Raw genomic sequence first — 25624 nt, 5'->3', positions numbered from 1 at the left:
TCCTTTTCAGGCCGGGATTTTATCTTGTTGATTTTCCGGCGCGGCGGCAATAAACGCCGGTAGCTGTACGCAGGCGTCATAAACGGCTTTACAGCGCGGATAGCCTGATAAATCGCAGCCCATCCTGAGCGCATTCGCCCACTGAGGAATCAGGCAGCAGTCCGCAAGGCCTGGCGCGTCGCCCACGCAGAATCGTCCGGACTGACTTTTACGCAATAGCTGCTCTACCGCGCTTAACCCTTGCTGTATCCAGTGGGCGTACCAGCGTTTTTTATCCTCTTCGCTAACCTTCAGCTCATCGGTCAGGTAGCGCAACACGCGCATGTTATTGATTGGGTGTATATCGCAGGCGATAGCGTAGACAATTTCCAGCGCCTGGCTGCGCGCCGGGTCGCTCGTCGGCAGCAGCGGCGTTTGCGGAAAATGTCGGTCCAGCCAGTCGACGATGGCCAGCGATTGCCCCAACGATTCGCCGTCATCAGTGACCAGCGTCGGCACCAGGCCTACCGGATTCATCCGTCGGTAGGCCAGCGCATTCTGCTGGCCGATACGAATATTGACGCCCACCGTCTGGTAATCAATCCCCTTTAACGCCAGCGCAATACGTACACGATAAGACGCCGAACTATTAAAGAAACTGTACAGCTTCATCGTTCACCTCAGACAATTTTCACAGCAATCGGCGTCAGACCTTCTACGTTCCCGGTGATGACATCCCCTTTCACCACGGCGCCCACCCCCTCTGGCGTACCGGTGAAAATCAAATCGCCTGGCTGCAATTCAAAAAAGCCGGACAAATAGCTGATGGTTTCATTCACCGACCAAATCAGATGACGAATATCGCTGCGCTGATGGTCTTCGCCGTTAACCTGTAGCCAAATAGGGGCGTTATCCACATTATGCGTTTCAGCGGCTTTGTGTAATGGCGCAATGGGCGCGGAGAGATCGAACGCTTTGCCGATTTCCCACGGGCGTCCCATCTGACGCATTTCCATCTGACGATCGCGACGCGTCATGTCCAGACCGGTGGCGTATCCCCAGACATATTCATGGGCTTTTTCCAGCGGAATATCGCTCCCTTTTTTACCAATCGCCACCACCAGCTCAATTTCATAATGGTAGTTATCAGTCTGCGCCGGATACGGCAGTTCCAGGGTATCCCCCGCCGCTACCGGGACGACAGCGTCCGCTGGTTTACAAAAGAAGAACGGCGGTTCGCGATCGGGATCAAAGCCCATTTCACGGGCATGGGCGGCATAGTTGCGACCCACGCAGTAAACGCGACGTACCGGAAACTGCTCATCACTGCCCGCCACGGGTACTGTTACCGGGGCCTGCGGCTGGAATACATATTTGGTCATGTTCTCTCTCCCTAATTAATAACGTGCTTCGCGGAACAGCCCCAGGGCTTCCTGAACCGGCTTGTCCGAAAAACTGAATAACACCGTGTCTTCGCTGCTGCGAAACGACACCTCATGCCAGGTCGGCGCCACAAAAATGTCTTTTGCGGAAAAATGAAAAGTTTCGTTGCCGATAGTGACCTGCCCTGCCCCTTCAACGACGTGGTAGATAGTGCTGTCGGTGCTCCGCGCCACACGCGAGGCAAAGCCTTTTGGCAGCAGTTGCAGGAACGCGCCCATTGACGGCATCGGATAACCGCCGGTGACGGGATTAACGTAACGCAGCTTGTAACCTTCCCACTCATCCGGATCGCCCATACGGGTCAGATCGTGCAGCGCCTCGCGGCTGCGGTCGTAACGGTAGTTGAAAATCGGCGACGAGTTCCCGCACTGGTGGCGCAGCGGCAGCATATTCGCTGCATAGCGCGGCAGATAATCGCCCTCTTTTCGCGTCACCGGCTGCTGATCTTCGGGATAGTCTTCCGCAAAACCACAGCCCAGGAGGTTGACTAACGGCAGATCCAGACCATCCAGCCATACCACCGGCTCTGATCCCGGATTACCATGATCGTGCCAGCGCCACTGCGGCGTCAGGATAAAATCGCCGGTATGCATTGGCGTGCGCTCGCCGTCCACCGCGGTAAATGCGCCTTTACCTTCGACGATAAAACGCAGCGCCGACTGGTTATGGCGATGACTCGGCGCGACTTCGCCGGGCAGGATCAGCTGTAAACCAGCATATAAGGTCGCCGTGATCGACGACTGACCGCGCAATGCCGGATTTTCCAGCACCAGCACCCGGCGGATCGCCTCTTTCGCGCCAATGACATTGCCGCTTTCCATCAGTAGCGGACGAATTTCCTGATAATTCCAGTAGGCCGGCGCGCAGTTGGCGTTTGGCGTCTGCGGTACCAGGTGATGTAACGATTCCCACAGCGGCGTCAGATTCTGCCCGGAAATATGCTGGTAATACTGTTGACGGCTATCTTTTACGTTCTGATTTATTTCAGACATGGAGATTCTCCTTATTCGTTTACGACGCTGGCACGCGGCAGGTCGTCAGGTACAGAAATCGAAAGGCGGACAACCACCGTCAGCAGGGTAAGCATTACCGCGCTGATAGCCGCCGGAATAGCAATGACAAAAAACAACGTATCGAAAGAGAAATTGAGGGCCATCATCATGCCGCCGGAGAGCGAACCGACAATCGCCCCGCAGCGTCCAATGGCGTTCGACCAGCTCACGCCCGTCGCCCGGCTTTGGGTGGGGTACAGCGTCGCCGTCAGAGCATTAAGCCCTACCTGGGAACCGCTAATACCGATGCCGGTACCAAAAATCGCCAGCGCCATCAGCCAAAGGCCGTTTTCGCTCAGACCTATCATGACAATGCAAACCGCGCCCAGCGCATAGCTCACCGCCAGTACCCGGAACGGGTTAAGCCGGTCCATCAACACGCCGAGTAACAGCGCGCCAAGCGTGCCGCCAACCTGGAATGCGGCAGTCACCCACGACGCCTGTTGCAGATCAATACCGCGATGGTTAAGTAACGTCGGCATCCAGCTGGAAAGCAGATAGATAATGAGCAGGCTCATAAAGAACACCACCCATAACATCAGGGTAATGACAAGTTGTCGCCCGGCAAAAAGCTGGCGAATACTGCCTTTGGCGATGGCTGCCGTCTCATGCAGAAAGAATTGCGTATCGTGATAGCGCTCGCCGGTAATGGCGCTGACCGTCCGGGCGACAACGGCTTGCGGTAGTTGGCGACGTACCTGCCAGCGGGGAGATTCCGGCAGCGCGAACAGCAGGCCGAAAAACAGCATCAAAGGCAAGATGCCGCCTAGCGCCAGAATTCCGTGCCAGCCAATCAGCGGCACCAGTTGCGCGCTCACAATCCCGCCCATCGCCGACCCCAGGGTAAAACCGCAGAACATCAGCGTGACCAGCGCTCCGCGTCGACGAGCGGGAAGGTATTCCGACGTCATGGTGATGGTATTCGGCATCGCTCCGCCCAGTCCCAGACCGGTTAAGAAGCGCAGCAACACCAGGGTTTCTATATCCGGCGAGAAAGCGGAAAGCAGACTCAATGCGCCGAATAGCGCCACGCAAAGCTCAATGACCCGCTTGCGGCCAAAGCGATCCGCCAGCGGCCCGCATAGCAGCGCACCGGCCGTAAGCCCCAGCAGCCCTGCGCCAAACAGCGGCGCAAGTTCGCTGGCGCTTAGCTGCCAGTGGGTACGAATATCCGGGGCGATGAAGCCAATCGCAGCGGTGTCGAAACCGTCGAGCATAACCACCAGAAAACAGCAGATGATAACGCGCCACTGCATTTTGCCGACGGGCGCGGCATCAATAAGGGCTTGTAGATCACGTCGTTGAGTCATAGCTAATGCCTCAGTGCAGGGAGATAGATGTTGTTTTTATGTTTGCTATGTTACGAGTTTGTAGAGTGAGCGATAAAATGTACAATGGCTTTTCAGGCAGAGACATAACCTGGAGGTTATAGCGAATGGCGAACTGGGCGCAGAAATTGAAATTACATCACCTGCAAACGCTGGTTGCGCTGGGCGAACAGGGCAACCTGACGCACGTCGCCCGGATGATGAATATCTCCCAGCCGGCGCTATCGAAGTGGTTATCTCAACTCGAAGATGAGATAGGCATCACGCTTTTTGAGCGCCACAGTAAAGGGCTACGGCCCTCGGAAGGCGGTAAATTACTGCTCCAGCACGCCCAGCGCCTAATTAACGATCTGGAGCGTTCACAGTATGAAATCGCCCGTTTCAAGCAGGGCGGCCTGGTTGGCAGCCTGAAGATCGGCTGTTCGCCCGTGGCGACTGACTGCGTATCACAGGCGATTCTGAGCCTGCTTAACGAAATGCCGACGCTGCATCTGAATATTGAAGAGAAGGTAATGACGCCGCTGCTGCACGATTTGCTTGCCGGTCAGGTGGATGTGGTGGTAGGGCGTGTCGGCGGCCGCGCCCTGCAACTGCCGCTTAATTATCAGGTACTTTATACCGAGCCGGTCTGCTTTGTGGCGCGTCCGCACCATCCGCTGGCCGCGCGAGCGCAGATCGCCTGGAGCGATCTGGCGCACTGGCGGTGGATAGTCTGGCCAACCGGCACCCCTATTCGCATCAGTATTGATAACGCCCTCGTCGATAATGGCGTCATGCTCCCGGAAAACACCATTGAATCGGCGTCAATGAACGTCAGCACCAATTTGCTGCAAAGCAGCGATATGATCTCTATTCTTTCTTTACGGCTGGCGCAACGCTATGCCAGCCAGGGGCAACTGGCGATTTTAAACTTGCCAAAAATTGAGCAAAAAGGCAGCGTAGGGATGTTCTGGCGTAAGAATGAGACGCCGTCTTTGGCCCTGAGTCGCTTTTTGTATTTTTTAGCCCAGGTTTAGCGCCGCCGACCAGGGGCATTGCCCGATGTTCCTGCTGTCTATACCCACTATGCTAAGAATTCATGATGTGATCGGTAGCACGTTTTAACGTTTAATTGTATGATGAATCCATCTCATCAAGGGCTTTAAACATGAGTAAGTCACTGAATATTATCTGGCAATATATACGCGCTTTTGTATTGATTTATGCCTGTTTGTACGCAGGCATTTTTCTTGCATCACTGCTTCCTATCACTATTCCCGGCAGCATTATCGGGATGTTAATTCTGTTTGTATTGCTGGCGCTGCAAATTCTGCCGGCAAAGTGGGTTAACCCCGGCTGTTATGTGCTGATTCGTTATATGGCGTTGCTGTTTGTGCCGATTGGCGTCGGGGTCATGCAATATTTTGATTTACTGCGCGCGCAATTCGGCCCGGTGGTGGTCTCTTGCGCTATCAGTACGCTGGTCGTTTTTGTGGTCGTAAGCTGGAGTTCACATCTGATACACGGTGAGCGTAAAGTGGTTGGGCAGAAGGGAACGAAAAAATGATGACATATATCTGGTGGTCGTTACCGCTGACGCTGGCGGTATTTTTCGCCGCCCGCAGACTGGCGGCGCATTTTAAAATGCCGTTGCTGAATCCGCTGCTGGTGGCAATGGTAGTCATTATTCCTTTTCTGTTGCTGACCGGTATTCCCTACGAGCACTACTTCAAAGGCAGCGAAGTACTTAACGATCTGCTGCAACCGGCGGTAGTGGCACTGGCCTATCCCCTTTATGAACAATTGCACCAGATTCGCGCGCGTTGGAAATCCATTATTAGCATCTGTTTTGTCGGCAGTCTGGTAGCGATGATTACCGGGACATCCGTTGCCTTGCTGATGGGCGCAACGCCTGAAATCGCGGCATCGGTACTGCCTAAATCCGTGACTACGCCTATCGCGATGGCGGTGGGCGGCAGCATCGGCGGCATCCCTGCGATCAGCGCGGTATGCGTAATTTTTGTCGGTATTCTGGGCGCGGTGTTTGGCCACACGCTGTTAAACGCGATGCACATCCGTACTAAGGCCGCACGCGGGCTGGCAATGGGGACCGCCTCACATGCGCTCGGTACTGCGCGCTGCGCCGAGCTGGATTACCAGGAAGGCGCGTTTAGCTCCCTGGCGCTGGTGATCTGCGGCATTATTACCTCGCTGGTAGCGCCCTTTTTGTTTCCGCTCATTCTGGCGGTAATGCGCTAACGACGGGACAAAAGACCGGGTTAAAATTTGCGATACGTCGCGCATTTTTCATTTAAGTTTCACAAGTTGCATAAGCAATGAGATTTAGATCACATATTAAGACATAGCAGGCCCGTAAACTACGGTTCCATTACATTGTTATGAGGCAACGCCATGCATCCACGTTTTCAAACTGCTTTTGCCCAGCTTGCGGATAATTTGCAATCAGCGCTGGCCCCTATCCTGGCGGACCACCATTTTCCCGCCATGCTGACCGCAGAGCAGGTCTCGACGCTTAAAAATACGGCGGGACTGGACGAAGACGCGCTGGCTTTCGCACTGTTACCTCTGGCGGCGGCCTGCGCCCGTACCGATTTGTCCCATTTTAACGTCGGCGCGATTGCGCGCGGCGTTAGCGGCAACTGGTATTTCGGCGCGAATATGGAGTTCCTGGGCGCCACCATGCAACAAACTGTGCATGCTGAACAAAGCGCGATTAGCCACGCCTGGCTACGCGGCGAAAAAGGGCTCGCCGCCGTCACCGTTAACTACACGCCTTGCGGCCACTGTCGCCAGTTTATGAACGAGCTGAACAGCGGTCTGGATCTGCGCATTCATCTGCCGGGCCGCGCGCCGCATACGTTACGCGATTATCTGCCTGACGCTTTCGGGCCAAAAGATCTGGAGATCAAAACGCTACTGATGGACGAGCAGGATCATGGCTTTACGTTAACGGGCGATACGCTAACGCAAGCGGCGATAACGGCAGCCAATAAGAGCCATATGCCTTATAGCCACTCACCGAGCGGCGTGGCGCTGGAATGTAAAGATGGCCGTATTTTCACCGGCAGCTATGCGGAAAACGCCGCCTTTAACCCTACGCTTCCCCCGCTGCAAGGCGCGCTAAACCTGCTGAGTCTCAATGGCTATGACTATGCGGATATTCAGCGCGCGATTCTGGCGGAAAAAGGCGATGCAGCATTAATTCAATGGGATGCCACCGCCGCAACGCTGAAAGCGTTAGGTTGCCATAATATTGACCGCGTGCTTCTCGGCTAAGCAAATGTGCCGGATAGCGACGCACTGGCGTCTTATCCGGCCTGACTCTCCTCTTCCGCGACCCGATACAAGGGAAATCATGCTGAAAATCTCCGCAATCAGACGGCGGTTTCTTGCGCTACGTCTTCGGGTACAGTAGCCTGATCGTACTTTCATCCTGGTATCGAGTTTCCTGCATGTTAAAGCGCGTGTTTTACAGCCTGTTGGTCCTGGTAGGCTTGCTGCTGTTGACGGTGCTTGGCCTCGATCGGTGGATGAGCTGGAAAACAGCGCCCTATATCTATGACGAGCTACAGGATCTCCCCTACCGCCAGGTTGGCGTCGTGTTAGGGACAGCCAAATACTATCGCAAGGGTGTCATTAATCAGTACTATCGTTATCGTATCCAGGGCGCGTTAAACGCTTACAATAGCGGTAAAGTCAATTACCTGCTGCTCAGCGGCGACAATGCCCTGCAAAGCTATAACGAACCGATGACCATGCGCAAAGACCTTATCGCGGCGGGCGTCGATCCTGCGGACATTGTGCTTGATTACGCTGGCTTCCGTACGCTTGACTCCATTGTGCGTACCCGCAAAGTGTTTGATACCAACGACTTTATTATCATCACTCAGCGCTTCCACTGCGAACGCGCCTTGTTTATTGCGTTGCATATGGGCATTCAGGCGCAGTGTTACGCGGTACCTTCACCCAAAAATATGCTGACAGTACGCTTGCGCGAATTTGGCGCCCGCTTTAGCGCGCTGGCGGATCTCTATATTTTTAAACGCGAACCGCGTTTTTTAGGCCCGCTGGTACCTATTCCCACGCAGCATCAGGTGCCGAATGACGCCCAGGGGTATCCGGCAGTTACACCGGAACAATTGCTTGAACTGGAAAAGAAAAAAGGGAAATGATCATGGATGTACAGACGATATTTGTCATATTAGCCTTTCTGCTACTCCCGCTTTTTTGCTTCCGTGAGGCCTGGAAAGGCTGGCGAACCGGCGCTGTAGATAAAGTTGTCAAAAATGCGCGAAAACCGGTTTATGTCTATCGCCATGCCGATCCCGTACAATATTGGTCTTATCTTTTTCTTTATACCGGTTGCGGTTTTTTATTTACTGGAATGATTATTTATCTTCTTTTTTATCGTTAATCTATTTATTATCCCTTTAAAATTGAGAATAGTTATTATTATGATATAAGGAACAAATGCTGTTTTGCATTCTGGTTTCATTTTTTTGTGAATTCTTTCACAGAATACCCTTCTTTCAATGCTTAGGCTGGCGGTAGATTTTGGATCATTAAAACGCGTTATTTGCGTTTCGCCTTAATTTATTCAAGCATTAAGGAAGATTATATGCCGCAACAAAATTATCTGGATGAACTCACGCCTGGTTTTACGCCATTACTGGCAATAAAAGAGGCTTCACGTTGTTTATTATGTCACGATGCGCCCTGTAGTCAGGATTGCCCGGCGCAAACCGATCCGGGGAAATTTATTCGTTCTATTTACTTTCGCAATTTTAAAGGTGCAGCGGAAACTATCCGGGAAAATAACGCGCTTGGCGCTGTCTGCGCCAGAGTCTGTCCGACGGAAAAATTATGCCAGCGCGGATGTACACGTTCCGGAATAGATAAACCTATTGATATTGCACGCCTGCAACGTTTTATTACCGATTTTGAACAGCAGACTGCCATGCAGATTTATCAGCCCGGGAGTAAAACACGCGGAAAAGTCGCGATTATTGGCGCGGGTCCGGCAGGTTTGCAGGCAAGCGTGACGCTCACACATTTAGGCTATGACGTCACCATTTACGAAAAACAGCCGCAGCCCGGCGGATGGCTGCGTCACGGCATCCCGGCATTTCGTCTGCCGCAAAGTGTACTCGATCAGGAAATTGCCCGCATTGTAGAAATGGGCGTCAATATTAAATGTAATTGTGACGTGGGCGGGTCGCTATCGCTTGCGCAACTCAAAGCCGAATATCGCGCCGTGCTGATGACCGTCGGGATGTCCTGTGGCTCTGATTTACCGTTATTTGAGCAAGCCAGTCACGTAGAGATTGCCGTTGATTTTTTACAGCGCGCCCGTCAGGCCGACGGCGATATTAGCGTTCCGCGTAGTGCATTAATTATTGGCGGCGGCGACGTAGCGATGGATGTCGCCAGTACGTTAAAAATTCTCGGCTGCCCTTCCGTCACCTGCGTGGCGCGGGAAGAATTAGCCCAATTTCCCGCCAGCGAAAAAGAATTTACCAGCACGCAGGCATTAGGCGTATCGATTATTGATGGTTTTACGCCTGTCGCCGTCAGCGGAAATAAAGTGACCTTCCACCATGTACGCCACTCAGGAGAACTGACGCTGGAAGCGGAAAATATTATTCTGGCCGTGGGGCAGCACGCGCGACTGGATACCTTTGCGGAGATAAAAGCGCAGCATAATATTATCGACACGCATAATTATCAAACCGACGATCCGGCGATCTTTGCCGCTGGCGATATTGTTAAAGGTGATAAGACCGTCGTTTATGCGGTAAAAACCGGAAAAGAAGCCGCTCAGGCTATTCATCATTATTTAGAGGAGGCCTGCTCATGTTAACAAAAGATTTGTCTGTTACCTTTTGCGGCGTTAAGTTTCCCAATCCGTTTTGTCTCTCTTCTTCTCCGGTAGGCAATTGTTATGAGATGTGCGCCAAAGCCTATGATACCGGCTGGGGCGGGATCGTTTTTAAAACCATTGGTTTTTTTATTGCCAACGAAGTCTCTCCACGTTTTGATCACCTGACGAAAGAAGATACCGGTTTTATTGGTTTCAAAAACATGGAGCAAATTGCTGAGCATCCGCTGGAAGAGAATCTGGCCGCCATTCGACGGCTAAAACAGGATTATCCGGATAAGGTGCTGATTGCTTCCATCATGGGGGAAAATGAGCAGCAGTGGCAAGAACTGGCGCGTCTGGTTGAAGAAGCCGGCGCGGATATGATTGAGTGTAACTTCTCTTGCCCGCAGATGACCTCGCACGCCATGGGAAGCGATGTAGGGCAAAGCCCGGAGCTGGTTGAAAAATACTGCCGCGCCGTAAAACGCGGTTCATCTTTGCCAATGCTGGCGAAAATGACGCCGAATATTGGCGATATGTGTGAAGTCGCGCTGGCCGCCAAACGCGGCGGAGCCGACGGTATCGCCACCATCAACACCGTGAAATCCATTACTAACATCGACCTGAACCGCAAAATCGGGATGCCGGTGGTTAACGGTAAATCCAGTATCTCCGGTTATTCAGGAAAAGCGGTGAAACCCATTGCGCTGCGTTTTATCCAGCAGTTGCGAATGCACCCTGAACTGCGCGATTTCCCGATTAGCGGTATCGGCGGCATTGAAACCTGGGAAGACGCTGCCGAATTTCTGCTGCTGGGCGCGGCGACCCTACAGGTGACGACAGGCATTATGCAATACGGTTACCGCATTGTAGAAGATATGGCGAGCGGCCTCAGCCACTATCTGGCCGATCAGGGATTTGCCTCATTACAGGAGATGATCGGGCTGGCGAATGGCAATATTATCCCGGCGGAAGAGCTGGATCGCAGCTATATCGTCTATCCGCGGATTAATCAGGAGAAATGCGTCGGCTGCGGACGTTGCTATATCTCCTGCTATGACGGCGGCCATCAGGCGATGGAGTGGGATGAACACAGCCGCACGCCGCATTGCAATACGGAAAAATGCGTCGGTTGTCTGCTGTGCGGTCATGTCTGCCCGGTCGCCTGTATTGATTTAGGCGAGGTCAAATTTAAAAAAGGCGAAAAAGAGCACGCGTTAACGCTGTAGCTCGCGGTATGAAGCCCGGCGCGCAGTTTCGCTGCGCCGGGTTATCTGATAAGCAAAGTAATAGGTCTGGATAACTACTTCTTACGCGCGTATTTCAGCGAGTCCAGCGCCACGGCGAAAATGATAATGCCGCCTTTGATAATGTACTGCCAGTACGGGTTTACCCCGATATAGGTCAGGCCATAGTTGATGACGGTAAAGATAATGACGCCGGTCACCACGCCGAAGACCGTCCCCACTCCGCCGCTAAACGATACGCCCCCGACAACGCACGCGGCAATCGCATCCAGTTCATACATAAAGCCGAGGTTATTGGTGGCAGAACCAATACGCCCTGCTTCCAGTAAGCCGCCGAAGGCATAAAACACGCCGGAGAGCGCATAAATCATCAGCAGGTTCAACGCCACGTTTACTCCGGAAACTTTCGCCGCTTCCGGGTTGCCGCCAATAGCAAAAATGTTTTTACCAAAACGGGTCTTATTCCACAGCACCCAGACAAACGCTACCGCAATCAGAGCGTAAAAGGTGATGTATGAGAGCCGGAAACTGCCCATCGCCACAAAGCCCTGCGCAAAGGTGGAAAAGCCGCTGTCAAAGCCGGAAATGGGCGAAGCGCCGACAAAGTCATAGTAAAGGGAGTTGATCCCATAAACGATAATCATCGTGCCAAGCGTGGTAATAAACGGCGTCACGTTCAGGTAAGCAATGATGATACCGTTCACCAGGCCAATCACCGCGCCAATCGCGCAGACAATCAGGATGACCAGCGCAATCGGCATGGTCGCCATTTCCGGAAACACTTTGTTGGCGTTTTCCATTGATTGCAGTAATGTTGCCGCCACAACCGCCGCCAGCCCTACCTGACGCCCCGCCGACAGGTCTGTCCCTTGGGTGACGATGAGTCCCGCCACGCCCAGCGCGATAATAATACGTACCGAAGATTGCGTCAGAATATTACTTAAATTCAGCAAACTTAAAAAAGTCGGGTCCTGGAAAATAATAATCGCCAGCAACACTAAAAGAACGACGTAAATTCCGCCCTCTTTCAGCCAGGTCAAAAAGCTTTTCTTGTTTAACGCACTCATAAGGAGCCCCTGATCTTAAAGGTGCAAAGAAGCAAGACGCAAAATTTCATTTTGCGTTGTTGTTTTAGTATCGACAATGCCGGAAACGAGACCGTTACTCATCACTAGGATACGATCGGTAATCCCTAACAGCTCCGGCATTTCAGAAGAGATAATGATGATCCCCTTGCCTTTTTTCGCCAGTTCCGCAATAAGCTGATAAATTTCAAACTTTGCGCCGACATCAATGCCGCGGGTCGGTTCGTCCAGCATTAATATTTCCGGCTGCGTTAATAGCCAGCGACCAATGATCACCTTTTGCTGATTGCCGCCGGAAAGTGAACCAATTTGCGTGCGATGCCCCGGCGTTTTTACCCGCATGGAATCAATAACCCATTGGGTGTCGCTTTTCATCCGGGAATTATCCAGTAACCCCACTTTATTTTTATAATTACGGATATTCGAAATTAATGAGTTAAATCCGATATCCAGATAGGCATAAATTCCGGTGGAACGACGCTCTTCCGTCACCAGCGCAAAACCGTGGTTAATCGCTTCGTTCGCAGTGTGATTATTAATTTTCTTGCCATGTAAAGTGATTGTCCCGGACGACTTCTCACGAATGCCAAACAGCGTTTCGACGATATCGGTACGCTTTGCCCCAACCAGACCGGCAATGCCCAGAATTTCGCCCTTGTGCAAATCAAAGGAGACATCGCGAATGGAAGGCTGGCGCAGCGAGGTCAGGTTACGTACCTCCAGAATCACGTCGCCCGGCTTATTTTCTTTATCCGGGAAGCGCTGGTTCAGGGAACGCCCGACCATCATCGCAATGATCTTATCCATATCCAGCCCTTCCAGCGGCTGGGTGGCAATCCACTGACCGTCGCGCAAAATAGTAATTTCATCGCACAATTGAAAAATTTCTTCCATTTTATGCGAGATATAAACAATACCGCAGCCGCGTTCTTTCAGCTTGCGAATAATGGTGAACAGATGATTAACCTCTTTCTCAGTTAACGATGAGGTCGGTTCATCCATAATAACGATCTTAGCGTTATAGGAAAACGCCTTCGCAATTTCGATCATCTGCATTTGCGAAACGGATAACGTTCCCACGCGCGCGCGCGGGTCAATATCGATATCCAGCTCATCAAATATCGCTTTGGTATCCTGGTACATTTTATCCTGGTCGACAAACATACCTTTGGTGGGATAACGCCCCAGCCACATGTTATCCATGACCGAACGTTGTAATACCAGGTTTAACTCCTGGTGTACCATCGAAATCCCATTCTCCAGCGCTTCTTTCGCCGAATGGAAGTCCACTTCTTTTCCCTGAAATACAATGCTGCCGGAGTCTTTTTGATAAATACCGAAAAGACATTTTAATAATGTTGATTTGCCTGCGCCGTTTTCGCCCATTAATGCATGAATAGAGTGCGGACGAACGTTTAAGTTGACATTATCAAGCGCTTTCACGCCGGGAAATGATTTGTTAATGCCACGCATTTCCAACAAATATTCACCCGACGGCGGAGAAATCGTGCTGCCCATAATGATACCCTGTCGGCCTTTTTAATTATGACTATCCGCGCCGGATGGCAAAAGAAATACGTTATCCGGTCTGCGGCGCGTCACCCTTCCACGGTTTCAGGGCGCAACAAAATTGCGCCCACAGACGGAAAAGTTATTTTTGGGTAAATTCGCTCAGATTGTCTTTGTCCACGCCGACATAAGGCACGCGCACGATTTTGTTCTCAATCTTCCAGCTGGTGCCGTCAGCCACGCCCTTGCCTTCGGCGAGGTTTTTCGCCAGATCGAATGTCGCTTTCGCCTGATTGTTGGCGTCATTCAGTACCGTACCGGCCATCGCGCCCGATTTCACCAGCGCCAAAGCTTCCGGTAACGCATCGACGCCAAAGACCGGAATCGACGATTTATTATGCGCTTTCAGCGCCTCTACCGCGCCCATCGCCATCGCATCGTTATTCGCGATAACCACTTCAATCTTGTTAGCGTTCGGGCCAGACAGCCAGGCATCCATCTTATCTTTTGCCTGCGCGGTATCCCACATGGCGGTGTCTAACGCCAGTTGCTCGGTCTGAATACCTTTATCATTTAACTCTTTCACCACATACGTCGTACGGGCTTCAGCATCCGGGTGCCCCGGCTCGCCTTTCAGCAGAACATACTGAATTTTACCGTCTTTATTCAGATCCCAACCCTGATTCGCCTGCCAGTGTTTGGCAATCAAGTCGCCCTGAATCACACCGGATTCTTTAGAGTCAGTCCCGACATAATACGCCTTGTCATAGCTGTCCAGCGCTTTGCGGGAAGGCTCTTTGTTAAAGAACACCACCGGCACATTTTGCCCGCGCGCTTTCTCAATCACCGTACCGGCGGCTGCCGGGTCGACCAGGTTAATCGCCAGAGCTTTAACCCCTTTCGCCAATAAAACGTCAATTTGATCATTCTGTTTAGATTGATCGTTTTGCGAGTCATTCATCAGTAGCTGAACATCCGGCGCGGATTTGCCATCTTTTTCAATAGCCTTACGCACCACGGACATAAAGTTATCGTCATATTTATAAATCGTCACGCCAATACGAGTATCAGCCGCGTGCGCGTGCGCGCCGAATAACAGACTTGCCATCACGGCAGAAAGGGTCAGTACCTTCTTATTCATGGTAGCTCCGGTTTTATTATGTAGGGTATAGCGTAAAAAAATGCCCGGCTGTTCAGCACGTTAACGCGTGTTACTGAACGCCGAAGCGTATTTAGAGCCTATCCCACCAGGCGTTATTGGCGCAGCCAGTTTGGACACGGACAGCGCGCAAAAACCGGAGCGTACACGTAGTACGTGAGGTTTGACTCGCTACGCTCGCCCTTCGGGCCGCCGCAAGGGGCGTTCAAAACGCTAACGCGTTTTGGCGAGCACTGCCCAGGTCCAAAATGGCAAGTAAAATAGCCCTAATGGGATAAGCTCTTATTCAACTCTTTATTTTTGTCCGGTAGTCGCGGGATATTGTGATAACGGTTTTTATAAGCGAAATACCCCAGCAAAACTGACAACTAACTGTTACACATTAGTTACAGTGCGACAAACGTTGTCATCATAGCTATCACAATGTTAATAAACTGTGAATTTACTCACAGATTGAAAACGGTTACATGCGGGGCGTAATCAGTTAGTGATCAGTACCGCATTCTGTCGCCACGCCACCGAATGGCGCCGCACCAGGGTCGGCATAAAGCAGTGCGTCGCCGTGATATCCAGCGTACCTGCAGCCCCCTGTAACGCCAGCTCGGTCGCGATTTTCGCCATAGAAGCAATAGGATAGCGCACGGTAGTCAACTGAGGATCGGTATAACGAGCAATAGGGATATCATCGAAACCGATGACAGACAGATGCAAGGGAATGGCGATGCCGTTATCTTTTAACGCCGTCAGCGCGCCCGCCGCCATGTTATCGTTATAGGCAAATACCGCCGTCAGTTGCAGATTGCGTCCCAGCAACTCAACCATTGCCGACTCGCCGCCCTGCATGTCCGGCGTGCCGGTGCCTATCCAGCTCTCCGACGCAGCAATCCCCTGCTCTTGCAGCGCGTGTAACCACCCTTCTCTGCGCATCGCGTCATCTTCAATACGGTGGCTGGAGGCCAGGTAGCCGATGCGTTGATGTCCATTATTCAGCAACATTCGGGTCGCCATTCTGGCACCGCTCACATTGTCGAGACAGACACAACGATGCGCATAACCCGGCACGATACGGTTAATCAGCACCATACCGGGGATCTGATCCATAAAGTCGCTCAGCTCGCGATCGGTTAAGGCTTTTGAGTGAACAATCAATGCGTTACAACGCTGACGGATCAAGACTTCAATCGCATGGCGCTCTTTTTCCGCCTCATGATAACTGTTGCCAATGAGAACATATTTCTGGTGCTGCTGCGCGACCAGATCTACGGCTTTCACCAGAGCGCCGAAAAAGGCATCGGAAACATCCATGACCACGACGCCGATGGTGTCGCTCACCTGGGTGGCCAGCGCTTGCGCATTCGCATTTGGTCGATATCCCAGCAGGGTGACGGCCTGCATAACGGCGTCACGGGTGTCGGGACTGACCAACGCGCTGTTATTCAGTACGCGGGAAACGGTCGCTACAGACACGCCAGCCTGGCGCGCTACATCACGAATGGTGATCATATTCACTGCCCTGTTTGAGTTCAAAAATGCTCACAAATGCCCCGTTAGCAGGCGGCTATTTTGTCAGCACCCTGCCCAGGGCTGCGTGAGAAACATCACAGGGATGGAAACGGTTACAGCCATTTTGTTAATGAATGTGATCCAGATCGTTATCTGAGCGATCCTGACGCGCGCAACGTAAGTTGACGCCATAACCACTCGACCGGTCCCTGTCGCCAGAAACGTAGCCAGATGACGGAAAAGAGAAGGTTTATTGCCCATACCGGAACGACAAAGAACAAGAGTTCCAGTCGATTGAATTTCATAAATAAGCCAAACTGATAAAACAGCGTGGTACAGATGATCGTCTGCAGCAGATAATTGGTCAGCGCCATTCGCCCTACGCAGGCAATGGCAAGCGTCAGTCTGCATCGGCTAAGCTGCGGCCAGAAGCCAAACATCAGCGCGGCATAGCCCAGCGTTTGCAACGGCGCGCTCAGTTCGCGCGGCGCCTGCAATAAGAAGGCGCACCAGCGGTACGCCCAGTCCAGCCGCCATTGTAAAATGACCGCAGGCAGGTTGATCATTAGCCCTAACGCCACCAGCAGAGCCCCGGTACGGCGATAGTGCCGCAGACTGTACTGACCTTTCAGCCAGCCGCTACGCATTAGCGCAGCGCCCAGCAGCATCATACCCGCCAGTTGCCAGCCATACTGCGCGCCGAGCGCCAGTAAACTATTCGACAGCATCTCTGCCCGGTTGCTGATAGCCTCCATGCCGCCATTCAGCTTCCAGTATTTTTCATACAATATTGCCGACGCATCCGGCGTCCAGGCGCGGCTGGTTTCGCTACTCGATACCACGCCCAGCAGCAGTAGCACGCCAATCCCGACCAGATAAAGGAGTATGCCAGTATTGAACAGGCTTTTTACCGAAGGCGCGTCGCGTACCAGTCGCCAGCAAATTAACCCGACCAGACCGTAGGCCAGCAGAATGTCGCCGTCCCAAAAGAATAACGCATGGATAAAACCTAACAGTACCAATAGCGTTAAGCGCGACTGAATCCACTGTTTACCACGCGGAAGCAGCATTTGTAGCCCCGCGCCAAACAACAACGCGAACAGAGTAAGAAACTTAGCCTGCGCCACAATATCGAGAATCGCCCAGGACCAGGCGTCTTCGGGAACGATCGCGCCGTACCAGGCGGGATTGAGATAAGCCGCCTTCGGCAATCCAAAGGCGCTAATGTTAAGAAGCAGGATACCGAGGATAGCGACGCCACGTACAAAATCCAGCGTGACATTACGTTCCATCGTCTCCGCCTTAATCATGGATGATGGCGAACGGCACGCAGAAACTCCTGGCGCGTATTCTGGCTGGACTTAAACAATCCGCCCAGCGACGTCGTCGTCGTGGCGCTGGTTGCGTCACGAATACCGCGCGCTTTCACGCAGTAATGCACCGCATCAATCGATACCGCTACATTATTGGTGCCGAGCAAGGTTTGCAGCGCCGTCAGAATTTGTTGGGTCAAACGTTCCTGAACCTGCGGACGCTGGGCGAAGAATTGCACGATGCGGTTAATTTTCGACAGGCCGATCACGGAATCTTTGGGGATATACGCGACGGTCGCTTTGCCATCAATGGTCACGAAGTGATGTTCACAGGTGCTGGTCAGCGTGATATCGCGGACGGTGACCATTTCATCCACCTTCATTTTATTTTCAATGAGGGTAATTTTCGGGAAATTGGCATAGTCGAGGCCGGCGAAAATCTCGTCAACGTACATCTTAGCGATACGATGCGGCGTTTCCATCAGACTGTCATCGCTCAAATCGAGATTCAGCAACTGCATAATCTCAGTCATATGCCCTGCGATAAGGCTTTTTCGCGTTTCATTATCCAGTTCATCCATAGGCGGGCGCAGCGGCGTTTCCAGCCCCCGGGCAACCAGCGCGTCATGAACCAGGGCCGCTTCTTTACTGAGTGATGGCATTAATCGTGTTCTCCTGCAGGTGTGGCGCCTCTGCCCTGCATGGGGCAAAGTTTGTCAATATTGTGACAGTGTGATTATTGTGCGTGAGGTAGCGCACATAATCCAGTATTCACGCCCATAATTGTTGAAATTGTCGCTGCCTTTCATGACATCTTTTCCGGTGCGAGAATGATGGCAGGACAAAGGGCATATTTGTTAACGCAACGTTATTTAAATGATGAAGCATGTTTATGTATTACGGAAGTGAAAGTTACTCACAACGCGGTGAATAATCTGTATTATGAAGAATCTGCATACCTTATCAGGTTCACTATAAAAGGAGCCCCCGCATGGAAATGCTCGAAGAGCACCGATGTTTTGGCGGCTGGCAGCAGCGCTGGCGTCATCATGCCGCCACGCTAAACTGCGCCATGACATTCAGCATTTTTCTTCCGCCGACTCAGGATAATGAACCGCCTCCGGTACTGTACTGGTTGTCCGGGTTGACCTGCAATGATGAGAACTTTACCACCAAAGCAGGCGCGCAGCGTATCGCAGCAGAACTGGGCATTGTATTGGTGATGCCGGATACCAGTCCACGCGGTGAACAGGTCGCCGACGATAGCGGATACGATTTAGGCCACGGCGCCGGGTTTTATCTCAATGCCACACAGCCGCCCTGGGCCAGCCATTATCGCATGTACGATTACCTGCGCGATGAGCTTCCGGCGCTTATCCAGACACAGTTTAACGTCAGCGACCGTTGCGCCATCAGCGGGCACTCGATGGGCGGCCACGGCGCATTAATCATGGCGCTGAAAAATCCGGGCAAATACACCAGCGTCTCTGCTTTTGCGCCTATCGTCAACCCCAGCCGCGTGCCGTGGGGAATCAAAGCGCTTACCGCTTATCTCGGCGAAGATGAATCAGCCTGGACTGAGTGGGATAGCTGCGAATTAATGCTGGCCAGCCAGCCGCAGGACGCCATTCCTGTGCTCATCGATCAGGGCGACAGCGATCAATTCCTCGCCGATCAGCTTCAGCCCGCCGTACTGGCGGAAGCCGCGCGGCAAACCGCCTGGCCGATGACGCTACGAATCCAGCCTGGCTACGATCATAGCTATTATTTTATTGCGTCCTTCATCGAGGACCATCTGCGCTTTCATGCCCGGTATTTACGGGACGAGCGTGAGACGTCACCAACATAATGAATTTTCCAGCGCCGCGCTGTAATTCACCTCCTCCGACTGCGGCGCGGAAGATTTATTATTTAAATCCGCGGCCTGCTGGCGTACCTGAAGGCGGCCGCTCCCCTCTCCGCCTTCATAACTTTCGTGAAAATTACGCAGCTCGGATTCAAACAGCACCGCATCGAGATTATGCAACTTATCCAGCGCCCGCAGGAGAGAAATTAACGTATCAAGATTGAGCCCTCCCCCCTTCTCGATACGCTTGATGGTAGCGATGCCAACGTGCGCGCGATCGGCAAGCTGCTGCTGGGTCATCGAAAGAGACAGACGCGTCTCCTTTAAGCGGGCGCACAACGACAGGATAATCTCGTCGTTATTCATCGTATTGTATTTCACGCTGTTACCCTCTCTTGCGCGGCTGAATTTTCCCCAGCGAACCATGATACGTTTCACGGTATTTAGCGCTCATGTCTTTACCGGTCTCGTACATCGCAGCAATGATCTCATCGAGCGAGATACAGGGCTCGCTTACGCGACTCATCGCCATCGTCGCCGCGTTTATCGCTTTCACGGCAGAGATGGCGTTTCTCTCTATGCAGGGAATTTGTACCTGCCCGCCCAGCGGATCGCAGGTCAATCCCAGATGATGTTCCATGGCAATTTCAGCGGCGCTCAGCGTTTGCTCCACGGATGCGCCCATCAGTTCAGCCAGGCCCGCCGCCGCCATTGAGCACGCCACGCCGACTTCCCCCTGACAGCCAACTTCAGATCCCAGAATAGAGGCGTTTTGTTTAAACAATATCGCGATAGCGGCGGCGGTCAGGAAGAAACGGGTCAGAGCACCGGATTCCAGCGGCGTGACAAATTTATCATACCAGCAGAGCGCTGCCGGAATAATGCCGCACGCGCCATTGGTTGGCGCGGTAACAATCTGTCCGCCGCTGGCATTTTCTTCGCTTACCGCAATCGCGAAGGCATTGACCCAGTTCAGCGCGGTTAAAAAATCGCTGGCGGAGCGGTTAGCCTGTAACGTCTTATGTAACGCACAGGCGCGCCGCGGTACCTGATAGGGGCCGGGTAATACCCCCTCAGTATGCAGGCCGCGATAAACCGCCTGCTGCATCACGTCCCATATTTGCGCCAGATAATTCTGCAACGTCTGTGGCGAGTGGCGGCACAGCTCATTTTTCATCATCAGCGCCCCTACGGACAGGCCGTTACGCCGACACAGCGCCAGCAACTGCGCGGCATGACTAAATTCAAAGGGCGACACTGTACGCAAAGGAAGCGATGGCGTCAGCGGCTCGCCATGTTTGCGAACCTGTCCGGCGCCGGTCGAAAACCAGGTCTCTTCATACACCGTAAAATAATCATCTCTGGCGCGAAACGTCATGGCATAAGGATGGCCTGGATGCGCCTGGTGATTGGCGATAATCTTGACTTTTATCGTGATTCCGCCCGCGTCGGAGAGCGGGAGTTCGATTTTGTTTTCATTTTCCGCACGCTTAATCACCGCCATATGCGAACGGAGATCGACATTCTCCGGCTGGCAACCCAGCAGCCCAAGATACAGGGCGGTATCCACATTGTGGCACTTGCGGCTTAACGATAACGCGCCATACAGCTCGATTTCAATTTCCCGAATTAGCGGTAACGTCTCTTGTTCTCTGAGCAATGAAATAAAGTGACAGGCGGCGCGCATCGGCCCTACGGTACGTGAGCTGGATGGACCTATTACTATTTTGAATATATCAAGGCAACTCTCCATCGTTATATCAATCCTTTCAGTCTCATTCGCGTTCAGTAATAAATAACATCCTCGCACAGTTGGCATATCAAAAGTGATACCTTTTGTGTCTGAACTTTACCTGGTATCAAAAACAACGCTTTTTTAGCCCTTTTCTGGCTGTGATATCTGTGATAGCACGAGATTCCACGCCGCAAAAGAGCCATTATAATACCCGTAAATTAAGGGAGTTATCATATGAGCATTATTTATTTTATTACTACACAGGATATCGATACGTTTCAGAAAAAATTACAGGAAACGTTATTGAATGCCGTCACCATGCCGTTTCCGCTATTATTTAACAAACGTTATACCGCGCTTATCAATACCGCTTATTTAAAGCTTACGCTGCCAGCGGAATGTCTGACGCCTGAATTTTATCGCTATTTACGCGAACTCTCATTGCAATGGCAGTTTGATTTTTTTATTAAGCCGCAGCCACTGCCTGCTAACGGTATTATCGCGTTTGATATGGACTCGACATTTATTGCGGAAGAAGGCGTGGATGAAATTGCCCGCGAGCTTGGCATGTCGACGCAAATCACCGCCATTACCCAACAGGCGATGGAGGGCAAGCTTGATTTTAACGCCAGTTTTACCCGACGTATCGGAATGTTGAAAGGCACACCGAAAGCAGTGCTGAACGCCGTATGCGATCGCATGACCCTTTCGCCAGGCCTGTTAACTATTCTGCCAGTCATCAAGGCCAAAGGATTTAAAACCGCGATTATCTCCGGGGGACTGGATATATTCACCCAGCGTCTAAAAGAACGGTATCAACTGGATTATGCCTTTTCGAATACGGTTGAAATACGCGATAACGTTCTGACGGATAACATTACCTTGCCGATTATGAATGCCGCAAACAAAAAACAGACGCTGGTTGACCTGGCTGCCCGGTTAAATATTGCCACGGAGAATATTATTGCCTGCGGTGATGGCGCCAACGATCTGCCGATGTTAGAACATGCTGGCACCGGTATTGCCTGGAAAGCGAAGCCGGTTGTACGGGAAAAAATCCACCATCAGATTAATTATCACGGTTTCGAATTGCTTCTTTTTCTTATTGAAGATGAATTATAACGCGACTCACCTCGCCGGAAGGGAATTTTAAAATGAGTATAAAAACATTTATTTTCAGCCAGCCCGATAAGCCGATTGTAAAAGAGAAAAAAGAGATAGACCAGACCTATAAAAAATTTCGTATTGAGATTATCGCCTCAGTCTTTATCTCTTATGCCGTCTTTTATCTTACCCGTAAAAACTTCTCCGCCGCGATGCCGGCCATGCTGACGGAAACGTCGCTGACCGCAGAAGACTTCGCCATTATGTCTTCTATTTTTTACATTCTTTATGGCGCGATGAAGTTTGTCGGCGGGATGCTGGTCGATAAAATTAACCCGAAAGCCATGACCGGCCCGGTGCTGATTGGCGTAGGGATTGTAAATATTCTGTTCGGCTTTTCCGATAGCGTGGCGGCATTCTACGTGTTGTACAGTCTCAACGCGATATTACAAGGCACCAGCTTTCCGCCGATGGCGAAAATTATGGCCTCGTGGTTTTCGAAAAACGAACGGGGACGCTGGTGGGCTATCGTTGAAGCGGCGCACAATATCGGCGGCAGCCTCGCGCCGCTGCTGACCAGTTTTGCTATCGCCTTTAGCGGTAGCTGGAAAATGGGGTTTTATGTTCCCGGCGCCATTTCGCTGCTGATGGGGATAGTGGCGCTATTTACCATTAAAGATCGTCCCGGTACGTTAGGTTTGCCCAACGTGGGGCAGTGGCGTAACGACCCGACGGAACTGGCCCAGGTCAAGGCCAGCCCGGTCAACCTGAGCTTCTGGCAGATTTTTGTGAAATATATCCTGACCAATCCACTGGTATGGATCATTATTATCGGCGATATGTCAGTTTATATTGCGCGCACTATTCTTAACGACTGGCCGCAGATTTACTATTCGCAGGTTCACGGCTGGAGTCTGATAAAAGCGAACTCGATTATTTCCTGGTTTGAGGCGGGCGGACTGGCAGGTGGGTTGCTGGCAGGCTACTTGTCTGACTTTATGTTCAAAAGTAACCGCTGGATGACCGGATTAATCTTCGCGTTAGCGCTGTGCATATGCATCGTGCTGGTGCCGCTGGTTCAGGATACCTCTTACACCCTCACCGCGATTCTGTTCACCATCATGGGCTTCGCCTTATACGGACCGCATATGCTTTTTGCCGTCGGCTGTCTGGATGTGACCCATAAGGATGCGGCGGGATCGATTACCGGCTTTCGGGGATTGTTCAGCTATGTCGGCGCGGCAATGGCCGGTGTGCCGGTAATTATGGTGAAAAATAGCTGGGCGTGGTCGGGCGTTTATATCTATGCGTTAATCGCCATTCTGCTAACGACTCTGTCGCTGGCGCTGCTCTCCAGGCTGCATCGGTTATAACATTCTGGCGACAGCGGCAAAACGCGGCTGTCGCCAGTCTCTGTCAGAAACGGTAATCCACCGCCATAAAGTAACGACGTCCGTCTTCGGTATAACCGTAGTCGTCGCGTTTGAGATCTTTATCGCCTACGTTCAGAACGCCCGCACGCAGTTTAACGTTTTTCGTCGCCTGCCATGCCGCGCCGGTATCCCAGACCACGTACCCGCCCGGCGTTTTCGCTGTTGCGCTGTCGGCCCGCTTACGCCTGGTATAATTCCCTGATACGTAGAATGACCAGTCTTCGAGCTGCACCGGTTTCCAGTCCAGCGTACCGTTCGCGGTGTGGAACGGCAGATCGGAAAGCGGCTTGTTCCCGCCATTACTGACGTCGCGTCCGTCGTTATAGGTGTAATTCAACGACAGTTTCCACGCCTCGTTAAACGGAACTTTCAACTCGGTTTCCACGCCCTGAATACGCGCTTTATTCACGTTGTAATAACGGAAGACCGGAACGCGCTGTCCCCGACTGTTGGTTTCGAAACCGACAAAGTTGGAATAGCCGGGCGCGGCGTTAACGTCAGGGGTACGGCTAATGCTGATGCGATTGTCCACATCGTTACGGAACGTGGTAACGCTCGCTTCCACGCCCTCCAGTATGCCTTCTTCGCCCCGGTAATAAAGGCCGAGCTCCCAGCTTTCACTGGTTTCAGGTTTCAGATCCGGGCTACCGACAATGCGGCATCCGCCACGGCAGGAGTTGGTCGCCCAGTCCGGACTTAATTGCAATAGCGACGGCGCTTTAAAGGCCGTGGCCCACCCACCTTTCACCGTCAGGGTATCCGTTGCGTTATAGACCAGATAAGCACGCGGGCTCCAGTGATCGCCATAGGTTTCATGGTCATCCATACGAATACCGGTGGTCAGCGCCAGCGGTTCGAAGATACGCCACTCATCTTCAAGGAACAGAGCATACTGGCTGGCGGAGGTTTTAGTACTGGAACCGCCGGTCAGGTTCACCGCATCGCTCAGTTTATCGTGACGCCATTCGCCGCCGAAGGTGAGGAACTGGTTGACAGCCGCTAACGGCAGAACGTATTTCCCGTCAATCGAATTGCTTTCTGACGTGATAGGGCTACTGTTGCCGGGGTTTTTGTTTTCCACTTTTTCGCCGTAGAATTTGAGCTCACTATTGCCGAGATCCCAACGTCCGTTATGGCTCAACGCATAGTTTTGCCGTTCCAGACGGTTTTTATCCAGCGAGTCGGAGTCCCGGTCCTGGCGATCAAAACCGTAGCCTGCGGTAACGTCATGATTTTCGTTTGGTGTCCAGGCAAACTCGACGTTTCCATCCCGGCTGGTAAATCCTTCAATGCGCGGCGTTTCACCCGTAGCGGTGGTAGCGGAACTCTGCTGCTCGTCTTTTTCGCGTTTCGCCAGGCTACCGTAGGCTTTCATTCCCAGCACGCCGTCGATCAGCGGACCGCTGGTAAAGAACTGACCGTTATAAATATCGCCACGGTCGCGATGTTCCTGAATAGTGGAGTCAACCGTGACGCTGCCGTGCCATTTCTGACCAATTTTTTTGGTGATAATGTTGACCACGCCGCCCAGCGCATCGGAGCCATACAGCGAGGACATGGGGCCACGCACCACTTCAATACGTTCGATAGCGTCAACCGGTATCCAGTTCAGATCAAAATCATTATGGCGGAAGACCGCGTTACGGGAGTTAACGCGCTTACCGTCGATCAGGATCAGCGTATAACTGCTGTCCAGACCACGAATACTCACGCCTTTACGGTTATCCCCTTCGTTAGTGAGCTGTACGCCCGGCACCTCTTTCAGGACATCTTTCAGGTTTTGCACGGGCCTGCGCTGTAAATCTTGCTGGGTAATGACGCTGATACTTGCTGGCGCATCTTTCAGATTTTGTTCGATGGCGGACGCGGTAACGACCATGGTTTCACCATCATCCGTTGCCGCGGCAACCGGCCAGGCCAACGTAACTGCGGACATACAAAGCCCTACCCGAACGAAAGGGTTAAACCTAAACATTCCATTTCTCCATGAGGTAAATACGACAAAAAAATCGGTTATCGCTCACAACG

At 52.2% G+C, this 25624-nt stretch carries 24 protein-coding genes; 11 read left to right on the top strand and 13 right to left on the bottom strand.

Going from position 1 to position 25624, the window contains the following annotated elements; genetic code table 11:
• Nucleotides 1-6: 6 nt before the first annotated feature.
• The 4 genes from maiA to ACH0VJ_RS17600 are packed head-to-tail and all read right to left on the bottom strand — an operon-like array spanning nt 7 to nt 3784.
• Entirely contained in the window at nt 7-651 is a 645-nt protein-coding gene (gene maiA / locus ACH0VJ_RS17615; RefSeq protein WP_000781183.1) for a maleylacetoacetate isomerase, read from the bottom strand.
• 8 nt (nt 652-659) lie between these two features.
• Nucleotides 660-1361: a fumarylacetoacetate hydrolase family protein gene (locus ACH0VJ_RS17610; RefSeq protein WP_000170621.1), complete on the bottom strand. Its 702-nt coding sequence runs from the start codon at nt 1359-1361 to the stop codon at nt 660-662.
• 15 nt (nt 1362-1376) lie between these two features.
• Nucleotides 1377-2414 (bottom strand): gentisate 1,2-dioxygenase, encoded by a 1038-nt coding sequence (gtdA, locus tag ACH0VJ_RS17605; RefSeq protein ID WP_001289850.1) that lies wholly within the window; start codon nt 2412-2414, stop codon nt 1377-1379.
• An 11-nt stretch (nt 2415-2425) separates the two neighbouring features.
• Nucleotides 2426-3784 (bottom strand): aromatic acid/H+ symport family MFS transporter, encoded by a 1359-nt coding sequence (locus ACH0VJ_RS17600; RefSeq protein WP_000194218.1) that lies wholly within the window; start codon nt 3782-3784, stop codon nt 2426-2428.
• A 125-nt stretch (nt 3785-3909) separates the two neighbouring features.
• Between ACH0VJ_RS17600 and ACH0VJ_RS17595 the strand changes: the two genes are divergently transcribed.
• The 8 genes from ACH0VJ_RS17595 to preA all read left to right on the top strand — a co-directional run bounded on the left by ACH0VJ_RS17595 (nt 3910) and on the right by preA (nt 10891).
• Nucleotides 3910-4818 (top strand): LysR substrate-binding domain-containing protein, encoded by a 909-nt coding sequence (locus tag ACH0VJ_RS17595; RefSeq protein ID WP_000024658.1) that lies wholly within the window; start codon nt 3910-3912, stop codon nt 4816-4818.
• A 131-nt stretch (nt 4819-4949) separates the two neighbouring features.
• Nucleotides 4950-5348 (top strand): CidA/LrgA family protein, encoded by a 399-nt coding sequence (locus tag ACH0VJ_RS17590; protein WP_000045719.1) that lies wholly within the window; start codon nt 4950-4952, stop codon nt 5346-5348.
• Entirely contained in the window at nt 5345-6040 is a 696-nt protein-coding gene (locus tag ACH0VJ_RS17585) for a CidB/LrgB family autolysis modulator (RefSeq protein ID WP_000989296.1), read from the top strand. Before ACH0VJ_RS17590 ends, ACH0VJ_RS17585 begins: the two co-directional genes overlap by 4 nt.
• A 153-nt stretch (nt 6041-6193) precedes the next feature.
• Complete coding sequence (gene cdd, locus ACH0VJ_RS17580) at nt 6194-7078, top strand: cytidine deaminase (protein WP_000553526.1); 885 nt, start codon at nt 6194-6196, stop codon at nt 7076-7078.
• Between the two features lie 176 nt (nt 7079-7254).
• Complete coding sequence (gene sanA / locus ACH0VJ_RS17575; RefSeq protein ID WP_000920081.1) at nt 7255-7974, top strand: outer membrane permeability protein SanA; 720 nt, start codon at nt 7255-7257, stop codon at nt 7972-7974.
• Nucleotides 7971-8216: a DUF2542 family protein gene (locus ACH0VJ_RS17570; protein ID WP_000605187.1), complete on the top strand. Its 246-nt coding sequence runs from the start codon at nt 7971-7973 to the stop codon at nt 8214-8216. Before sanA ends, ACH0VJ_RS17570 begins: the two co-directional genes overlap by 4 nt.
• A gap of 204 nt (nt 8217-8420) precedes the next feature.
• On the top strand, nt 8421-9662 hold the full coding sequence (locus tag ACH0VJ_RS17565) for an NAD(P)-dependent oxidoreductase (protein ID WP_001136420.1): 1242 nt from the start codon (nt 8421-8423) through the stop codon (nt 9660-9662).
• Entirely contained in the window at nt 9656-10891 is a 1236-nt protein-coding gene (gene preA / locus ACH0VJ_RS17560) for an NAD-dependent dihydropyrimidine dehydrogenase subunit PreA (RefSeq protein ID WP_000956097.1), read from the top strand. The genes ACH0VJ_RS17565 and preA overlap by 7 nt, the downstream gene beginning before the upstream one ends.
• 74 nt (nt 10892-10965) lie before the next feature.
• On the opposite strand, the gene mglC is transcribed toward preA, so the two are convergent.
• The 6 genes from mglC to folE all read right to left on the bottom strand — a co-directional run bounded on the left by mglC (nt 10966) and on the right by folE (nt 18140).
• Entirely contained in the window at nt 10966-11976 is a 1011-nt protein-coding gene (gene mglC / locus ACH0VJ_RS17555) for a galactose/methyl galactoside ABC transporter permease MglC (protein WP_001275101.1), read from the bottom strand.
• 15 nt (nt 11977-11991) lie between these two features.
• Nucleotides 11992-13512: a galactose/methyl galactoside ABC transporter ATP-binding protein MglA gene (mglA, locus tag ACH0VJ_RS17550; RefSeq protein WP_000535908.1), complete on the bottom strand. Its 1521-nt coding sequence runs from the start codon at nt 13510-13512 to the stop codon at nt 11992-11994.
• A 133-nt stretch (nt 13513-13645) separates the two neighbouring features.
• Nucleotides 13646-14644, bottom strand: coding sequence for a galactose/glucose ABC transporter substrate-binding protein MglB (gene mglB / locus ACH0VJ_RS17545; RefSeq protein WP_001036944.1), 999 nt, complete (start codon nt 14642-14644; stop codon nt 13646-13648).
• Nucleotides 14645-15142: 498 nt separating this feature from the next.
• Entirely contained in the window at nt 15143-16165 is a 1023-nt protein-coding gene (gene galS, locus ACH0VJ_RS17540; protein ID WP_000628631.1) for an HTH-type transcriptional regulator GalS, read from the bottom strand.
• 149 nt (nt 16166-16314) lie between these two features.
• Nucleotides 16315-17457: a DUF418 domain-containing protein YeiB gene (gene yeiB / locus ACH0VJ_RS17535; RefSeq protein ID WP_001520237.1), complete on the bottom strand. Its 1143-nt coding sequence runs from the start codon at nt 17455-17457 to the stop codon at nt 16315-16317.
• Between the two features lie 14 nt (nt 17458-17471).
• Entirely contained in the window at nt 17472-18140 is a 669-nt protein-coding gene (folE, locus tag ACH0VJ_RS17530; RefSeq protein WP_001139611.1) for a GTP cyclohydrolase I FolE, read from the bottom strand.
• A gap of 329 nt (nt 18141-18469) precedes the next feature.
• Here folE and fghA point away from each other — a divergent pair, with 329 nt between their 5' ends.
• Nucleotides 18470-19327 carry an S-formylglutathione hydrolase gene (gene fghA / locus ACH0VJ_RS17525; protein ID WP_000425488.1) on the top strand — a complete coding sequence of 286 codons (858 nt, stop codon included), beginning with the start codon at nt 18470-18472 and terminating at the stop codon, nt 19325-19327.
• Here the strand turns inward: fghA and ACH0VJ_RS17520 are convergent.
• Together ACH0VJ_RS17520 and ACH0VJ_RS17515 are read right to left on the bottom strand one after the other, a co-directional pair.
• Nucleotides 19316-19705 carry a helix-turn-helix domain-containing protein gene (locus ACH0VJ_RS17520; protein ID WP_000876817.1) on the bottom strand — a complete coding sequence of 130 codons (390 nt, stop codon included), beginning with the start codon at nt 19703-19705 and terminating at the stop codon, nt 19316-19318. The two genes, fghA and ACH0VJ_RS17520, sit on opposite strands and share 12 nt — an antisense overlap.
• Before the next feature lie 4 nt (nt 19706-19709).
• Nucleotides 19710-21077 (bottom strand): L-serine ammonia-lyase, encoded by a 1368-nt coding sequence (locus ACH0VJ_RS17515; protein WP_001536597.1) that lies wholly within the window; start codon nt 21075-21077, stop codon nt 19710-19712.
• A 216-nt stretch (nt 21078-21293) separates the two neighbouring features.
• On the opposite strand from ACH0VJ_RS17515, the gene serB reads away from it, so the two are divergent.
• Nucleotides 21294-22181 (top strand): phosphoserine phosphatase SerB, encoded by an 888-nt coding sequence (gene serB, locus ACH0VJ_RS17510; protein ID WP_000022926.1) that lies wholly within the window; start codon nt 21294-21296, stop codon nt 22179-22181.
• A gap of 32 nt (nt 22182-22213) precedes the next feature.
• Complete coding sequence (locus ACH0VJ_RS17505; protein ID WP_000023813.1) at nt 22214-23536, top strand: MFS transporter; 1323 nt, start codon at nt 22214-22216, stop codon at nt 23534-23536.
• 43 nt (nt 23537-23579) lie between these two features.
• Here the strand turns inward: ACH0VJ_RS17505 and cirA are convergent, their stop codons facing one another.
• The gene (gene cirA, locus ACH0VJ_RS17500; RefSeq protein ID WP_086048298.1) at nt 23580-25571 is read right to left on the bottom strand and encodes a catecholate siderophore receptor CirA; all 1992 of its coding nucleotides are present in this window, start codon (nt 25569-25571) and stop codon (nt 23580-23582) included.
• Nucleotides 25572-25624: the final 53 nt, after the last annotated feature.

The organism is Salmonella sp. 2020_1459 (assembly GCF_043847915.1).
GTDB lineage: Bacteria > Pseudomonadota > Gammaproteobacteria > Enterobacterales > Enterobacteriaceae > Salmonella > Salmonella enterica.
Note: the sequence above shows the minus strand (reverse complement) of the source record. Positions and strands in the feature narration are given on the sequence as shown.

Bases quoted from the DNA above. Each gene is read 5' to 3' on its own strand.
- maiA (WP_000781183.1), bottom strand. From the start codon at position 651: ATGAAGCTGTACAGTTTCTTTAATAGTTCGGCGTCTTATCGTGTACGT.
- ACH0VJ_RS17610 (WP_000170621.1), bottom strand. From the start codon at position 1,361: ATGACCAAATATGTATTCCAGCCGCAGGCCCCGGTAACAGTACCCGTG.
- gtdA (WP_001289850.1), bottom strand. From the start codon at position 2,414: ATGTCTGAAATAAATCAGAACGTAAAAGATAGCCGTCAACAGTATTAC.
- ACH0VJ_RS17600 (WP_000194218.1), bottom strand. From the start codon at position 3,784: ATGACTCAACGACGTGATCTACAAGCCCTTATTGATGCCGCGCCCGTC.
- ACH0VJ_RS17595 (WP_000024658.1), top strand. From the start codon at position 3,910: ATGGCGAACTGGGCGCAGAAATTGAAATTACATCACCTGCAAACGCTG.
- ACH0VJ_RS17590 (WP_000045719.1), top strand. From the start codon at position 4,950: ATGAGTAAGTCACTGAATATTATCTGGCAATATATACGCGCTTTTGTA.
- ACH0VJ_RS17585 (WP_000989296.1), top strand. From the start codon at position 5,345: ATGATGACATATATCTGGTGGTCGTTACCGCTGACGCTGGCGGTATTT.
- cdd (WP_000553526.1), top strand. From the start codon at position 6,194: ATGCATCCACGTTTTCAAACTGCTTTTGCCCAGCTTGCGGATAATTTG.
- sanA (WP_000920081.1), top strand. From the start codon at position 7,255: ATGTTAAAGCGCGTGTTTTACAGCCTGTTGGTCCTGGTAGGCTTGCTG.
- ACH0VJ_RS17570 (WP_000605187.1), top strand. From the start codon at position 7,971: ATGATCATGGATGTACAGACGATATTTGTCATATTAGCCTTTCTGCTA.
- ACH0VJ_RS17565 (WP_001136420.1), top strand. From the start codon at position 8,421: ATGCCGCAACAAAATTATCTGGATGAACTCACGCCTGGTTTTACGCCA.
- preA (WP_000956097.1), top strand. From the start codon at position 9,656: ATGTTAACAAAAGATTTGTCTGTTACCTTTTGCGGCGTTAAGTTTCCC.
- mglC (WP_001275101.1), bottom strand. From the start codon at position 11,976: ATGAGTGCGTTAAACAAGAAAAGCTTTTTGACCTGGCTGAAAGAGGGC.
- mglA (WP_000535908.1), bottom strand. From the start codon at position 13,512: ATGGGCAGCACGATTTCTCCGCCGTCGGGTGAATATTTGTTGGAAATG.
- mglB (WP_001036944.1), bottom strand. From the start codon at position 14,644: ATGAATAAGAAGGTACTGACCCTTTCTGCCGTGATGGCAAGTCTGTTA.
- galS (WP_000628631.1), bottom strand. From the start codon at position 16,165: ATGATCACCATTCGTGATGTAGCGCGCCAGGCTGGCGTGTCTGTAGCG.
- yeiB (WP_001520237.1), bottom strand. From the start codon at position 17,457: ATGGAACGTAATGTCACGCTGGATTTTGTACGTGGCGTCGCTATCCTC.
- folE (WP_001139611.1), bottom strand. From the start codon at position 18,140: ATGCCATCACTCAGTAAAGAAGCGGCCCTGGTTCATGACGCGCTGGTT.
- fghA (WP_000425488.1), top strand. From the start codon at position 18,470: ATGGAAATGCTCGAAGAGCACCGATGTTTTGGCGGCTGGCAGCAGCGC.
- ACH0VJ_RS17515 (WP_001536597.1), bottom strand. From the start codon at position 21,077: ATGGAGAGTTGCCTTGATATATTCAAAATAGTAATAGGTCCATCCAGC.
- serB (WP_000022926.1), top strand. From the start codon at position 21,294: ATGAGCATTATTTATTTTATTACTACACAGGATATCGATACGTTTCAG.
- ACH0VJ_RS17505 (WP_000023813.1), top strand. From the start codon at position 22,214: ATGAGTATAAAAACATTTATTTTCAGCCAGCCCGATAAGCCGATTGTA.
- cirA (WP_086048298.1), bottom strand. From the start codon at position 25,571: ATGTTTAGGTTTAACCCTTTCGTTCGGGTAGGGCTTTGTATGTCCGCA.